This is a genomic window from Marinomonas maritima (assembly GCF_024435075.2).
Classification (GTDB): Bacteria; Pseudomonadota; Gammaproteobacteria; order Pseudomonadales; family Marinomonadaceae; genus Marinomonas; species Marinomonas maritima.
On sequence record NZ_JAMZEG020000002.1, the window covers coordinates 925,213 to 938,958 of the forward strand.

At 42.7% G+C, this 13,746-nt stretch carries 13 protein-coding genes; 5 read left to right on the top strand and 8 right to left on the bottom strand.

All coding sequences use genetic code 11. The annotated features are described in order from the left end of the window. Nucleotides 1-23 precede the first annotated feature (23 nt). From queE to M3I01_RS10430, 3 genes are read left to right on the top strand one after another with little or no spacing between them, the layout of a single operon-like run. A complete protein-coding gene (gene queE, locus M3I01_RS10420; protein ID WP_255895813.1) occupies nucleotides 24-674 on the top strand; it encodes a 7-carboxy-7-deazaguanine synthase in 651 nt (216 codons plus the stop codon). 43 nt (nucleotides 675-717) lie between these two features. Continuing rightward, entirely contained in the window at nucleotides 718-1,221 is a 504-nt protein-coding gene (locus M3I01_RS10425) for a peptidylprolyl isomerase (RefSeq protein ID WP_255895814.1), read from the top strand. Then, a complete protein-coding gene (locus M3I01_RS10430) occupies nucleotides 1,221-1,997 on the top strand; it encodes a UDP-2,3-diacylglucosamine diphosphatase (RefSeq protein ID WP_255895815.1) in 777 nt (258 codons plus the stop codon). Before M3I01_RS10425 ends, M3I01_RS10430 begins: the two co-directional genes overlap by 1 nt. 64 nt (nucleotides 1,998-2,061) lie before the next feature. Here M3I01_RS10430 and M3I01_RS10435 read toward each other — a convergent pair whose 3' ends face one another. Both M3I01_RS10435 and miaE read right to left on the bottom strand, forming a co-directional pair. After that, complete coding sequence (locus M3I01_RS10435) at nucleotides 2,062-2,373, bottom strand: hypothetical protein (RefSeq protein WP_255895816.1); 312 nt, start codon at nucleotides 2,371-2,373, stop codon at nucleotides 2,062-2,064. A 104-nt stretch (nucleotides 2,374-2,477) separates the two neighbouring features. After that, a complete protein-coding gene (gene miaE / locus M3I01_RS10440) occupies nucleotides 2,478-3,083 on the bottom strand; it encodes a tRNA-(ms[2]io[6]A)-hydroxylase (protein ID WP_255895817.1) in 606 nt (201 codons plus the stop codon). An 88-nt stretch (nucleotides 3,084-3,171) separates the two neighbouring features. On the opposite strand from miaE, the gene M3I01_RS10445 reads away from it, so the two are divergent. Further along, nucleotides 3,172-4,923 (top strand): SUMF1/EgtB/PvdO family nonheme iron enzyme, encoded by a 1,752-nt coding sequence (locus tag M3I01_RS10445; protein WP_275565063.1) that lies wholly within the window; start codon nucleotides 3,172-3,174, stop codon nucleotides 4,921-4,923. A 164-nt stretch (nucleotides 4,924-5,087) separates the two neighbouring features. Beyond that, on the top strand, nucleotides 5,088-7,889 hold the full coding sequence (locus M3I01_RS10450; RefSeq protein ID WP_255895820.1) for a bifunctional aconitate hydratase 2/2-methylisocitrate dehydratase: 2,802 nt from the start codon (nucleotides 5,088-5,090) through the stop codon (nucleotides 7,887-7,889). Between the two features lie 182 nt (nucleotides 7,890-8,071). On the opposite strand, the gene hpf is transcribed toward M3I01_RS10450, so the two are convergent. From hpf to leuC, 6 genes are all read right to left on the bottom strand, one after another. Continuing rightward, nucleotides 8,072-8,464, bottom strand: a complete 393-nt coding sequence (hpf, locus tag M3I01_RS10455; RefSeq protein WP_255895821.1) for a ribosome hibernation-promoting factor, HPF/YfiA family — start codon at nucleotides 8,462-8,464, stop codon at nucleotides 8,072-8,074. A 347-nt stretch (nucleotides 8,465-8,811) separates the two neighbouring features. Continuing rightward, nucleotides 8,812-9,150, bottom strand: a complete 339-nt coding sequence (locus M3I01_RS10460; RefSeq protein WP_255895822.1) for a DUF1275 domain-containing protein — start codon at nucleotides 9,148-9,150, stop codon at nucleotides 8,812-8,814. Nucleotides 9,151-9,277: 127 nt separating this feature from the next. Then, nucleotides 9,278-10,396, bottom strand: coding sequence for an aspartate-semialdehyde dehydrogenase (gene asd, locus M3I01_RS10465; protein WP_255895823.1), 1,119 nt, complete (start codon nucleotides 10,394-10,396; stop codon nucleotides 9,278-9,280). 86 nt (nucleotides 10,397-10,482) lie between these two features. Further along, entirely contained in the window at nucleotides 10,483-11,568 is a 1,086-nt protein-coding gene (gene leuB / locus M3I01_RS10470; protein WP_255895824.1) for a 3-isopropylmalate dehydrogenase, read from the bottom strand. Between the two features lie 45 nt (nucleotides 11,569-11,613). Next, nucleotides 11,614-12,264 (bottom strand): 3-isopropylmalate dehydratase small subunit, encoded by a 651-nt coding sequence (leuD, locus tag M3I01_RS10475; protein WP_255895825.1) that lies wholly within the window; start codon nucleotides 12,262-12,264, stop codon nucleotides 11,614-11,616. 17 nt (nucleotides 12,265-12,281) lie between these two features. Next, a complete protein-coding gene (gene leuC / locus M3I01_RS10480) occupies nucleotides 12,282-13,709 on the bottom strand; it encodes a 3-isopropylmalate dehydratase large subunit (RefSeq protein ID WP_275565064.1) in 1,428 nt (475 codons plus the stop codon). Nucleotides 13,710-13,746: the final 37 nt, after the last annotated feature.

Here is a 13,746-nt window from a genome sequence, read left to right on the forward strand (position 1 = left end):
CGAGCCGTAACTGGTGTAACAACATGTATTTAATCAAAGAAGCCTTTTATTCATTACAAGGCGAAGGTGCCCATGCGGGCCGCCCTGCTCTATTTTGTCGTTTTACTGGCTGTAATCTATGGTCTGGTTTAGAAAAAACGCGCTCTCAATCCGCCTGTCAATTTTGCGACACTGATTTTATCGGTACCAATGGGCAGAATGGTGGAAAATTTAAAACCGCCTCACAGCTACGCTCACACCTTGATGCGCTTTGGCCATCTGGTCATGTGCATAAATATGTGGTTTTTACCGGTGGCGAACCGGCACTCCAACTGGATACAAGCCTCATCAAAGAAATGAAAGATCATGGCTACATGATTGCAATAGAAACCAATGGCACGTTAGTGTTGCCAGATGGCATAGACTGGATCTGCGTGAGCCCCAAGACACCCAAAGAGCTGGTCATTACCAAGGGCGATGAATTAAAACTGGTTTACCCACAAGAACAACTTGATCCTGAACAATTTGAAACCTTAGATTTTGACAATTTTTATTTGCAACCTATGGATCAGAGTCATTTATCAGTGGATCAAATCCCTTTAATCAACACTCAAGAAGCCACATTACACTATTGTTTATCGCATCCACGGTGGCGTCTTAGCTTACAAACACATAAAATGCTCAACATTGATTAGAAACACTCAAGATTTAAGTCATTAATTAAACAAGGAATACACAATGATCATTTTACATACAAACCACGGCGATATTCACGTCGAGCTTGATTACGATAAAGCACCTATATCAGCGAAAAACTTTGAAGAATATGTTACATCAGGTTTCTATGATGGCGTTATTTTTCACCGTGTAATCAATGGTTTCATGGTTCAAGGTGGTGGTTTTGAACCTGGTATGAAGCAAAAAGAAAACCGCACTGCCATTGAAAATGAAGCGGACAACGGCTTAAAAAATGAAATTGGTACTTTGGCGATGGCTCGCACAATGGACCCACATTCCGCTTCTGCACAATTTTTTATCAACATCGCGGACAACAGCTTCCTAAATCACCGTAGCAAAACGCCAGATGGTTGGGGTTATGCTGTATTTGGTAAAGTAACAGCGGGCATGGACGTCGTTAACAAAATCAAAGAAGTCAAAACTACGATGAAATCAGGGCACCAAGATGTACCTGCTGAAGACGTGATCATCGAAAGCGCTGAACTCGTAAAAAGCGAAGGCTAATGATCTGTTATTTCATTTCAGATCTGCACCTGAGTGACAAACGCCCGGATTTGATCCGGGCGTTTGTTAAAATGACAGAAGAGCTTATTCAGCGACATGAAGAAGCGGAACTTTATATACTCGGTGACTTTTATGAAGCTTGGATCGGTGACGACTTTCATGCCGATTGGAATACACAAGTAGAAAATGCTCTCGCCATATTATCTCAATCTGGTATTGCCTTATATTTCTTGCATGGTAATAGGGACTTTCTCATCGGCAGTGCGTGGTTAGATCGAGTGGGTGCCACCCTTATTCACGAGCAAACATTATTGACCTTGAGTAACGTTTCCGTTCTTTTAACGCACGGCGATGAATACTGTTTGGAAGATACCGAATATCAAGCATTCAGAAAGACGGTACGCTCTACAGCATGGCAAGAGCAAATTTTATCCCTGCCATTAGAGCAACGTCTCGCTCTTGCTGCGCAACTGCGTAACGACAGCAAGTCCATGGCGGCAGAAAAGTCGATAAATATCATGGATGTCACTGAGTCGGCTGTTGATTACTCACTTAACCTACTCCATTGCAAGACAGTCATTCATGGGCACACTCATCGTCCTGAGACGCACAAAGTGCATGACTCTCTGCGTTGTGTCCTAGGCGATTGGGATGAATTTATTTGGCTAGCTCATATTGAGGGAGACATTTATACTCAACGCAAAGAGTCCGTCACAGAGTTTATTCAAAACGGATTAAATGGATTAAAAGACGTTCATCGCGAGAGACTCCTCTAAACGTCATTACCAGAATGAATTTCACAAAAAATGTCAGCGACTATGCTGACATTTTTTTTATCCTTTAGCGCTTCAAAAGCTCTTTCACCCACATTGTTTCTTTACTATTACGTGAACGAGTAAACTCGATATTGCGATTATGCAGCATAGATATCGCTCGGAAAAATGCGTTATTGATAATGACGGGACTCAGCTGAATACCATAAACGCGCCACCAATGCTGTTGAGCTTTACTGGTAAGAAGCTGATATAGAAAATCCAACTCTAGAGAGCCTTTATACATCACATCAAGATCAACAACCGGATCTACCTTAGCAATTTCGAGCCCTAGCCAATAGGTAACGTCCGGAAGGGTTTCGCTCTTATGTACACCCATAATACATTCTCCAGATTTCCGAGTTTATATAATGAGTGTAGCAGCACGCATAAAAAGCAGCGTCAAATTACGCAAATGGTTTGTGGCATTTTGTAAACTACAATCTAAGCAGGCGGTCCACTGTGCATACGAAACTCTGTATCTGGCTCAGTGATAAGCTTTTCTTCTAAATCACGAAAAAATGCAACACGCTCATCAATAGGCTCTTTTGAATACTCTTGAGCTAACTCAAGGTAATCTTCAAAGTGTCTTGCTTCTGATTTTAGCAACGAGATATAGAACTTCGACAACTCGTCATCCAGATACGGGGCAAGAACGGCAAAGCGTTCACAGGATCTCGCTTCAACAAACGCACCAATAATCATAATATCAACTAAACGAGCAGGCTCATGCGTGCGAATATGTTTGCGTAAACCATCCGCATAGCGAGACGCCGACAAATGATCATAAGTGACATTTCTTTTACGCATGAGTTTATGCACTTGCTCAAAATGCAGAAGTTCTTCACGAGCCAAACGAGACATTTTATGTAGCAAATTATCACGGTCAACATAACGATACATTAGATTCATTGCGGTAGACGCGGCTTTTTTTTCGCAATGAGCATGATCATTTAATAGCAACGTTTGGTTCTCAAGAGCCCAATTCACCCACGCTTTAGGGGATTCACACGGAAGAAATTCAACAAGCTCTGGATACGCTGATAACATTACTCTACCTTTTTATGTTAAAAAACGTGATTATACCCTCTATTGCTCTCTTAGGCAGCAACGTCTTGATTTGGATATCAAATTCGTAATGAATGATTTTTATGACCCCAAAAAACTAAAAATTGGTCAAAATGTAGGGATCGAGCTCGATCCTTACATTTTAAACTACCCAATGGATAACCATAAAACCACTTGGGTTGCAGACCAAGGTGGAAGACCTTTTGTGCTGCGTTTTTTCCAATCCAGCAAAGGTAAAGTTGAAGACTTCTTACAAAATGCCAGAAAATATGCGGGGGTAAAACACTCTGCAATCACACCAAACTACCCGCCCTTTTACTCAAAACTGTGGGTGTTTTCATGCTCTGCTGTGTGTGGTGGAGAAAATCTCTACAGCTTTTTAGGCAAATACCCAGATGGCGCTCCGTTAAATGTAGTGATTGGTCTATTCGATAATATTGCCAAAGCACTAGACCAAGTGCATAAAAATGATCTGCTCCATGGGCATTTAGACTTAAATTCAATTCATGTTGTTAATGGGCTTGGCCTTATGACAGGGTTCGGCGCTCACAATTGGATGAGTCAAATTGATGACAGCGTTATGGATGCCCGCTTTTTCCCACCAGAATATTTAAAAAAAGATCAAAAGCGCACTCCAGCATCAGATCGTTTTGCCTTTATGAAACTCCTCATGGCCGCCTTACTTGGAGAATCGATTCTCGATAAAGACTTTACTACGAGCCTACCAGACACGCACCCAAGTTTAAGTGACGCCACATGGGGCCGTTTACTGAAATGGAGTAGAGAAAATGAACGCCATAGGCCAAAATCCTTGGTTGAAGTCATTCGAATCATTCGCGCAAACCTTTATAAACCTGAAGTAAGTAACAGTTCGGTGGCTAAGCGAGCGGTTAAACGCTATGTACGCAACACCAAACCAAAAATCATCATTATCTGCGCTTTTGTTGCCATAAGTACTTTGGGGGCCATCATTTTATGGCCTACCCCCCCCTCTGAAAAAATTACTCCCACCCCAAAAAATGTACCTAAGGTGAAAGCAATAACGCCGTTTGAGGCCTTACCGCAAACATTAGAAGAGCCACTTATTTCTGGCGGAACAGCACCCAAGATAGAAAAAATCCCTCCTGCCACCTTTATTATGGGAGATCAAAACAGAATGGGAGATGATAATGAAAAACCACCCCATGAAGTCGATATCCCCAATGGCTTTTATATTAGTAAATACGAAGTTACTTTTGACCAATATGATAAATTTGCCAATGCAACTGGTCGAGAGCTACCTCCAGACAATGGCTGGGGCCGTGGGCAACGCCCTGCAATCAACATCAGCTGGTATGACGCAAAAGCCTATACTACGTGGATATCTAGCCAAACAAATCAAGAGTATCGCCTCCCAACAGAAATCGAATGGGAGTATTCAGCAAGAGCAGACTCAAGCACCTCATTTTGGTATGGAAACACGGTAAAGCCCGGCTACAGCGTCTGTGATAGCTGCGGAAGCCAATGGGACGGTGTCTCTTCCGCCCCAGTTGGCAGTCAAGCCAGTAACCCACTTGGTTTGTTTGACATGCATGGCAATGTAGCGGAATGGGTAGAAGATTGTTACCACGACAACTATGACGGCGCGCCGACTAAAAATGAAGTTTGGCTGGCCAATCAATGCGAAAACCGAGTACTGAGAGGTGGATCTTGGTTCGATATTCCAAGAGTTGGCCGAAGTTCAACAAGATACCGCGCAGAACCTGTATTAAAAGCCAGCAATTGGGGCTTTAGAGTGGTGAGGATTATTCAGCAATCTAATGGTTTATCTAAATCAGAATAATTCCGCTAAATGTCACCTATTCGAAATTGTTATGGCGCATCATCACTTTTGGGTGCGTTTTTTCTATAATATGTACAAATCAAAGATTAAATACGGTGACCTGATGTCAGGTTCCTTTTTTAGTACATAATATTATTATCATAAATTATTATTTAGAGGTGACAATGAGCCTATATTCAGAGTACTTACAAGAAATCGAGAATCGAAAAGGTCAAGGGTTACATCCTAAGCCAATTGATGGTGATGCATTATTATCAGAAATCATTGCACAAATTAAAGAGACTGGTCACGAACACCGCACAGATTCTCTTAATTTTTTCATCTATAACACATTACCAGGCACAACAAGCGCGGCCGTAGTGAAAGCTAAATTTCTGAAAGAAATTATTCTAGGTGAATCTGTCGTTGCTGAAATCACGCCGACATTTGCTTTTGAATTGTTATCTCACATGAAAGGCGGCCCTTCTGTTGAAGTGCTTCTTGATTTGGCATTGTCTGACAACGCTTCTGTTGCTAAACCAGCTGCTGAGGTTCTAAAGACTCAAGTATTCTTATACGAAGCGGACACAGATCGCCTTAAAGCTTCCTACAAAGCAGGCAATCCTATAGCAAAAGAAATTCTTGTAAGCTACTCACAGGCTGAGTTTTTCACAAAGCTTCCTGAAATCGATGAAACCATTGATGTAGTGACATTCATTGCTGGTGAAGGTGATATTTCAACTGATTTATTATCGCCAGGCCACCAATCTCACTCTCGTGCAGATCGTGAATTACATGGCCAATGTATGAGCACGCCTGAAGCTCAAGCAGAAATAAAAGCGCTACAAGTAAAGCACCCTGAAATGCAGGTAATGCTTATTGCTGAAAAAGGCACTATGGGTGTTGGTTCATCTCGTATGTCTGGTGTTAACAACGTTGCACTCTTAGCAGGTAAAAAAGCAAGTCCGTATGTACCTTTTATTAACATTGCACCTATTGTTGCTGGTACCAATGGTATCGCGCCAATCTTCCTAACAACCGTTGATGTAACCGGTGGTATTGGTCTTGATCTTAAAAACTGGGTTAAGAAAGTAGACGCAAACGGTAACACGGTTGTTGACGCAAATGGTGATGCGGTATTAGAAGAGAAATACTCAGTAGCTACTGGCACTGTGTTAACTATCGATACAAAAGCGAAGAAATTATACAACGGCAATAAAGAGCTTGCTGATATATCATCCGCCTTTACACCACAAAAAGTGGAATTCATGAGAGCTGGCGGCTCATACGCTGTAACATTCGGTAAGAAACTACAAACATTTGCAGCAGAAACCTTAGGTGTGGAACCTGCAAGCGTATATGCAGCCTCAAAAGAAATTTCACATGAAGGTCAGGGCTTAACGGCTGTTGAAAAAATATTTAACCGTAATGCCGTTGGCGTATTATCTGACGCACCATTACACGCAGGGTCAAACGTTCGTGTAAAAATAAATATTGTCGGCTCACAAGACACCACTGGCCCTATGACATGTCAGGAATTAGAAGCGATGGCAGCTTCTACTATTTCGCCAATTGTTGATGGTGCATTCCAATCAGGTTGTCACACAGCCTCTGTTTGGGATAGTAAAGCAAAAGCAAATACTCCCAAGTTAATGAGTTTTATGAACACATTTGGATTAATCACCGCGCGTGATCCTAAAGGTGTTTATCCTGCAATGACAGATGTTATTCACAAAGTATTGAATGACATTACCGTTGATGACCGCGCTATCATCATCGGTGGTGACTCTCATACTCGTATGTCTAAAGGCGTCGCTTTCGGCGCTGACTCAGGTACGGTAGCAATTGCACTGGCAACGGGTGAATCTGCAATGCCAATCCCTGAGTCTGTAAAAGTAACCTTTAAAGGTTACATGAAAAAACACATGGATTTCCGTGATGTGGTACACGCTACGCAAGCTCAAATGCTTAAGCAATTTGGCGGTGAAAACGTTTTCCAAGGCCGAGTTATTGAGGTACACATTGGTACGTTACTGGCCGACCAAGCGTTTACGTTTACAGACTGGACGGCCGAAATGAAGGCAAAAGCGTCTATTTGTATCTCTCAAGACGATACCTTGGTTGCATCACTTGAATTGGCGAAAAAACGTATCCAAATCATGATTGATAAAGGTATGGAAAACAGTGCAAAAACGCTTACCGGTTTAATCGCTTTGGCTGATAAACGTATTGACGAGGTTAAATCAGGAACTACACCTGCCCTAACGCCCGATGCAAATGCTAAATACTTCGCAGAAGTGGTAGTGGATTTGGATCAGATTGATGAGCCAATGATTGCGGATCCAGATGTAAATAACGATGACGTGTCTAAGCGTTATACTCATGACGTTATTCGTCCTATTTCATACTACAAAGATAAGCCTGTTGATTTAGGCTTTGTTGGTTCTTGTATGGTTCATAAGGGTGATATGCAAATCATTGCTCAAATGTTTCGTAATATGGAAGCACAAGGCAAAGAGATCAAGTTCAACGCTCCTCTAGTCATCGCTCCACCAACGTACAACATTGTTGATGAGTTGAAAGAGGAAGGCGATTGGGCACTTCTAGAGAAGTATGCTGGATTTCAGTTTAACGATAAGAATCCCAAAGCAGCTGCGCGCACGAAGTATGAAAACATCATGTACTTAGAACGCCCTGGATGTAACTTATGCATGGGTAACCAAGAAAAAGCGGAACCTGGAGATACAGTTATAGCAACATCAACACGCTTATTCCAAGGTCGTGTGGTGGCGGATACTACAGAGAAGAAAGGTGAATCACTACTAGGCTCAACGCCAGTGGTTGTTCTTTCAACCATTTTAGGTCGCTTCCCTACTATTGAAGAGTATATGGCTGCAGTAAAGGGAATTAAGCTAACGGATTTTGCGCCACCACTTGACGCAATGACGACAGCCCCCGTTGAGTTCATTCCTGTTAGTAACATCTAACATGAATTAACAGCGCATTAAACTGCGTAAAAAAGCCTACCGATAATTTTTATTTGTAGGCTTTTTTATTGCCTTTTTTTACCCTCAAATATATTTAACCATTAACTTTGGTATTTTTTCGCGCAAATTTTAGGTACAAAAAAGCCCCGCTGTGCGAGGCTTCTCCTAGAATTGTGAATAAATTAAATAACTTCTCGCTCAACAAGCTCGTCAAATTCAGCTTGTAGCTGACGCTCTATAGGGCTCTCTACATCCTGAGCATTAATATGGTGCTGTCGACCAGCATGTTTTGCTTTGTGTTTGATTAGCTGCTTCTCTAACTTGCCAACTAAAAGATCAAGAGCCGGCTTAATCTGTTTATCCGTTTTAACCGTTGCAAAAAGATCATGACCAGGAATATGAACACTGGCTTCGACAATTAATTCATGAATCTCATGTTTCTCTGTATTTAAAATCACATTAATACTGGTTATCTGGCTGTTAATACGAGATAAGTGATCCATTTTTTCTTTAACAAGTTCTTGAACTTCTTCACCAGATTGGACATGGTGACCGCTAATATTCAATGTATACATAGAGAATTTCCTTCTGTTTGTGTCAGGTTTTTTATTAACTTCAGTTTTGTACCTCCTCTGTTGCCCTTATATATAATCTATGGACGGTTCGATGTAATTTCAATGCTGGCAATGTAAATACTTTAACAATATAGTGAATGAACATTGCACTTTCCAATGGATACAAACAATAGCCCTTAAACACTTTACTAATCAATACCATACCCATTTAAATCTAGCAAACTTTTGAGTATATTGCACAAGAAAATCATATGTTTTTTTGTAGCAATGAGTGCTATCTAGCTCAATGAAAATACGTTACCGACCTTCTAGCACCTTTCCCTGAAAGGCCCCTTCTAACATAATGCCTAAATCTGTATATACCCGTTAGATGGGTTATTCGTACAACAACGCCACGGATAAGTGGTAGCAAGTGTGTTTTGCCCCCCGCACGTAACTGACACTCCTGACAGCATAAAGCCGGAAATAGCCGATCCCATAACAAAGCTGAGTAATATTCCAATTAGGTGAAGAAGTACTCCTGAGTCTGGGTTTAACATTGCACTTCCTATGAGTGTAGCAGTCTCTGACAAATGCGACACCGCTTGGTGCTGAAACCCCAACAATACGACCGAGTTGATACTTCCAGCCACCAGAGCCAGCATAAATGCACGGTATTCAACCCACTTTGGCAATCGAGATAACACAGCCTCTCCTTTACATCATGACATTGATTAGTTATTAGATTGGTTCAGCCTACGTCGAGTAATCTTGAAAGCAAAAAAAAGCGCCTGTCACTATGACAGGCGCTTTTCAAAAAATACGCTAGTAGCTCTAGTCATTCAGTAATATGCGCAACATACGACGAAGTGGCTCAGCCGCTCCCCATAACAATTGATCACCAACCGAGAATGCACTGATGTATTCAGGCCCCATATTCAACTTACGAATACGACCTACTGGAATATTCAGTGTCCCCGTTGCCGCTGTTGGTGTTAAACGTTCCATTGTCGCTTGCTTATCGTTAGGTACAACGCTAACCCAATCATTATGCTGAGCAAGCATGCCTTCGATGTCAGCAACAGGAATGTCTTTGTTTAGCTTGATGGTATAAGCCTGACTATGACAACGCATTGCACCGATACGAACACATAAACCGTCAACTGGAATTGGTTTGCCATCGATGCCTAAGATCTTGTTACACTCAGCTTGCGCTTTCCACTCTTCGCGGCTTTGACCGTTATCAAGCTGGCTGTCGATGTAAGGGATCAAAGAACCCGCTAATGGCACACCAAATTGATCGGTAGGCAATGTACCGGAGCGCATTTTTTCTGCTACTTTACGATCGATTTCCAAAATAGCGCTTGCAGGGTCAGCAAGCTCTGTCGCAACAGCACCTTGCAACATACCCATTTGATTGATCAATTCGCGCATATGGCGTGCACCGCCACCAGAAGCAGCTTGGTAAGTCATAGAGGTCATCCATTCAATATGGCCTTTCTCAAACAACCCACCTAATGCCAATAGCATCAAGCTAACCGTACAGTTACCTCCAACAAAGGTTTTGACACCATCGCTCAAACCTTGCTTGATAACATTTAAGTTAACAGGATCAAGCACAATAATGGCGTCTTTATCCATACGCAATGAAGACGCGGCATCAATCCAGTAACCTTTCCAACCCGCCTTACGCAACTGTGGGTAAATAGCCTTGGTGTAATCCCCGCCTTGACAGGTAATAATAATATCCATCTTTCTCAATGCATCAATGTCGCTTGCATCTTGAAGTAATGGAATATCTTTACCAATTTCTGGACCTTTCTGCCCCGTTTGAGATGTAGTAAAGAAAACTGGATCAATATGATCAAAGTCATTTTCTTCCTTCATACGTTGCATCAACACGGAACCGACCATTCCGCGCCATCCGACTAAACCTACAGTGTGTTTTGACATGGTTAACGTTACCTTTTTTTGTGGGGCCACTCATACCAAGAGCAGTATCCCTAGTGAATACCAAACGATCTTATGACGTTTAGCTTTTAATGCTGTGTTTTCAATGCTTTCAGTACGGCATCGCCCATGGCTTGCGTACTAATCGTTTCGCACCCTTTGGATGCAATATCCGCTGTTCTTAGACCAAGATCCAGAACATTACTCACGGCCGCTTCAATAGCGTCTGCCGCACTTTCTGAGTCTAAAGAATAACGTAACATCATAGCAACTGACAAAATTGTCGCTAGTGGGTTAGCGATTCCTTTACCTGCAATATCTGGCGCAGAACCGTGACACGGCTCATACATTCCGCGACCTTCTGCATTTAAAGAAGCAGAAGGTAACATACCAATGGAGCCTGTCAACATGGCAGCTGCGTCTGAAAGGATATCACCAAACATATTGCCAGTAACCATTACATCAAACTGTTTTGGGGCACGAACAAGCTGCATTGCAGCATTATCAACTAGCATGTGAGTTAATTCGACATCAGGATACTCTTTCGCTACTTCTTCCATCACTTCTTTCCAAAGGACGGTCACTTCCAGCACATTGGACTTATCAATAGAACAAACTCGCTTATCACGTAAACGCGCCGCTTCAAAAGCAGAGCGCCCTATACGTCGAATCTCAGATTCACTGTAAACGTAAGTGTTGTAGCCTTCACGCTCGCCGTTTTCTAACGTTCGAATACCACGAGGCTGACCAAAATAAATACCGCCAGTTAACTCACGTACAATTAGAATATCAAGACCCGCAACGATTTCAGGCTTCAAGCTGGATGCATCGGCCAATTGCGGATAAAGAATCGCCGGACGAAGGTTAGAAAACAACTCAAGATTCGAGCGCAAGCCAAGCAAGCCCTTTTCTGGGCGAACCGACATGTCCAATTTATCCCATTTAGGACCGCCCACCGCACCGAGTAAGATAGCATCAGCAGCTTTGGCTTTAGCCAAAGTAGCTTCTGGTAATGGAGAACCTGTTTCGTCATAAGCAGACCCACCAACCAGCGCACTTTCGTGAACGATGTTCAAAGAGAACTGTGCGTTCACTGCATCCAAGACACGAACCGCTTGTGCCACAATTTCTGGGCCAATGCCGTCACCCGGTAATATCAATACATTTTTAGTCATGTTAAATCCTTAAAAAACTGTTGTTATGTTATTGCCTAAAAGACATTACTGTTCACGTGACAAGAAAAGCCATGGAGCATCATTCATACGTTTTTCTTCGTAACGACGAATAGAAGGCTCTTGCTCAAGTGTCAAAGCAATGTCATCCAAACCATTTAACAAACAATGCTTACGAAAGTTGTCGACAATGAATTCGAATGTTGCACCAGAAGGCGATGTTACCGTTTGATTCTCGAGGTCAATGATAATCTGAGCCCCTTTTCTCAGCGCAACTTCAGCAAATAATTGATCCACTTCTTCTGCTTCCAGAACAATTGGCAACAAGCCATTTTTAAAACAATTATTGTAAAAAATATCCGCAAAGCTTGGCGCAATAATAGAACGAAAGCCATAATCATCTAACGCCCAAGGCGCATGTTCACGACTAGAACCACAACCAAAATTCTGACGAGCCAGCAATACGCTAGCGCCTTTATAACGATCTTGATTTAAAACAAACGTTTCACGGATCGGACGGCCATCGCACTCTTGGTCTGGCTGACCTTCGTCTTCGTAACGAAGCTCATCAAATAAATTTTTACCAAAGCCAGTTCGTTTGATAGATTTCAAAAACTGTTTTGGAATGATCATATCAGTATCAACGTTTGCCAAATCCAAAGGAGCGGCTAACCCTGTGTGCTTAGTAAAGGGACGCATTAAAACTCTCCTTTTATTTAGTGTTTAACAAATTCGTTAACATCAACAAAATGACCCGCAATTGCTGCTGCTGCGGCCATCGCAGGGCTAACCAAATGCGTACGACCACCAAAACCTTGGCGACCTTCAAAATTGCGGTTAGACGTAGAAGCGCAATGCTCACCATTGCCCAATTTATCCGCATTCATCGCCAAACACATGGAACAACCAGGCTCACGCCACTCCAACCCAGCCGCTTCAAAGATTGCATCTAGGCCTTCTTTTTCCGCTTGTGCTTTTACCAAGCCAGAACCCGGAACCACAATCGCTTGTTTCAGCGTAGAAGCGACTTTACGACCTTTAACCACTTGGGCCGCAATGCGCAAATCTTCAATACGTGAGTTGGTACAAGATCCAATAAAAACACGATCTAGCACTATATCGGCTAACATGGTTTTGCCTTCTAAGCCCATGTATTTCCAAGCACGTGCATAGCCTTCTTTTTTCACTGGGTCTTTTTGATCTTCAGCGCGCGGAATTGGCTCATCGATAGCAATCACCATTTCGGGGGACGTTCCCCACGTGACTTGTGGTTTGATATCTTCTGATTTCAGCACAACCACTTCGTCAAATTGCGCGTCTTTATCAGAAACAAGGTCTTTCCATGCTTCAACAGCCATATCCCAATGTTCGCCTTTAGGCGCATAGGGACGACCTTCAACATAATTAATGGTTGTTTCATCTACAGCAATCAAACCCACGCGAGCGCCCGCTTCAATTGCCATATTACAAACTGTCATACGGCCTTCCATGGACAAAGACTGAATGCCCGTGCCGCCAAACTCAATCGCGTAACCTGTTCCGCCCGCAGTACCAATGGCACCGATAATCGCCAAGACAACGTCTTTCGCGGATACCCAAGCTGACAATTCACCATCAACCCGAACCAGCATATTGCGACTTTTCTTTTGCACAAGACATTGAGTGGCTAATACATGCTCCACTTCTGATGTGCCAATACCGTGCGCTAACGCGCCGAAAGCTCCGTGTGTGGACGTGTGAGAGTCACCACAAACTACCGTCATACCTGGAAGCGTCGCGCCTTGCTCTGGCCCAACAACGTGTACGATTCCTTGGCGTATATCCTTCATGTTGAATTCGGTAATACCAAATTCATTGCAGTTATCATCTAACGTTGTGACTTGAATTTTTGACACAGGATCTTTAATACCATCAACACCAGAAATACGCTCTTTCTTCGTTGTCGGCACATTATGGTCTGGTGTTGCTAAGCTTGAAGAGACTCGCCAAGGCTTACGTCCAGCCAATCTAAGTCCTTCAAAAGCTTGCGGTGACGTTACTTCGTGAAGCAACTGCAAATCGATATAAATCAATGCACTGCCGTCATTCCGTTGTTGAACAAGGTGACTGTCCCACAACTTGTCATAAAGGGTTTTACCTGACATAAATTCTCTCCTAAAAATCTTATTGCGCTATCCTAAA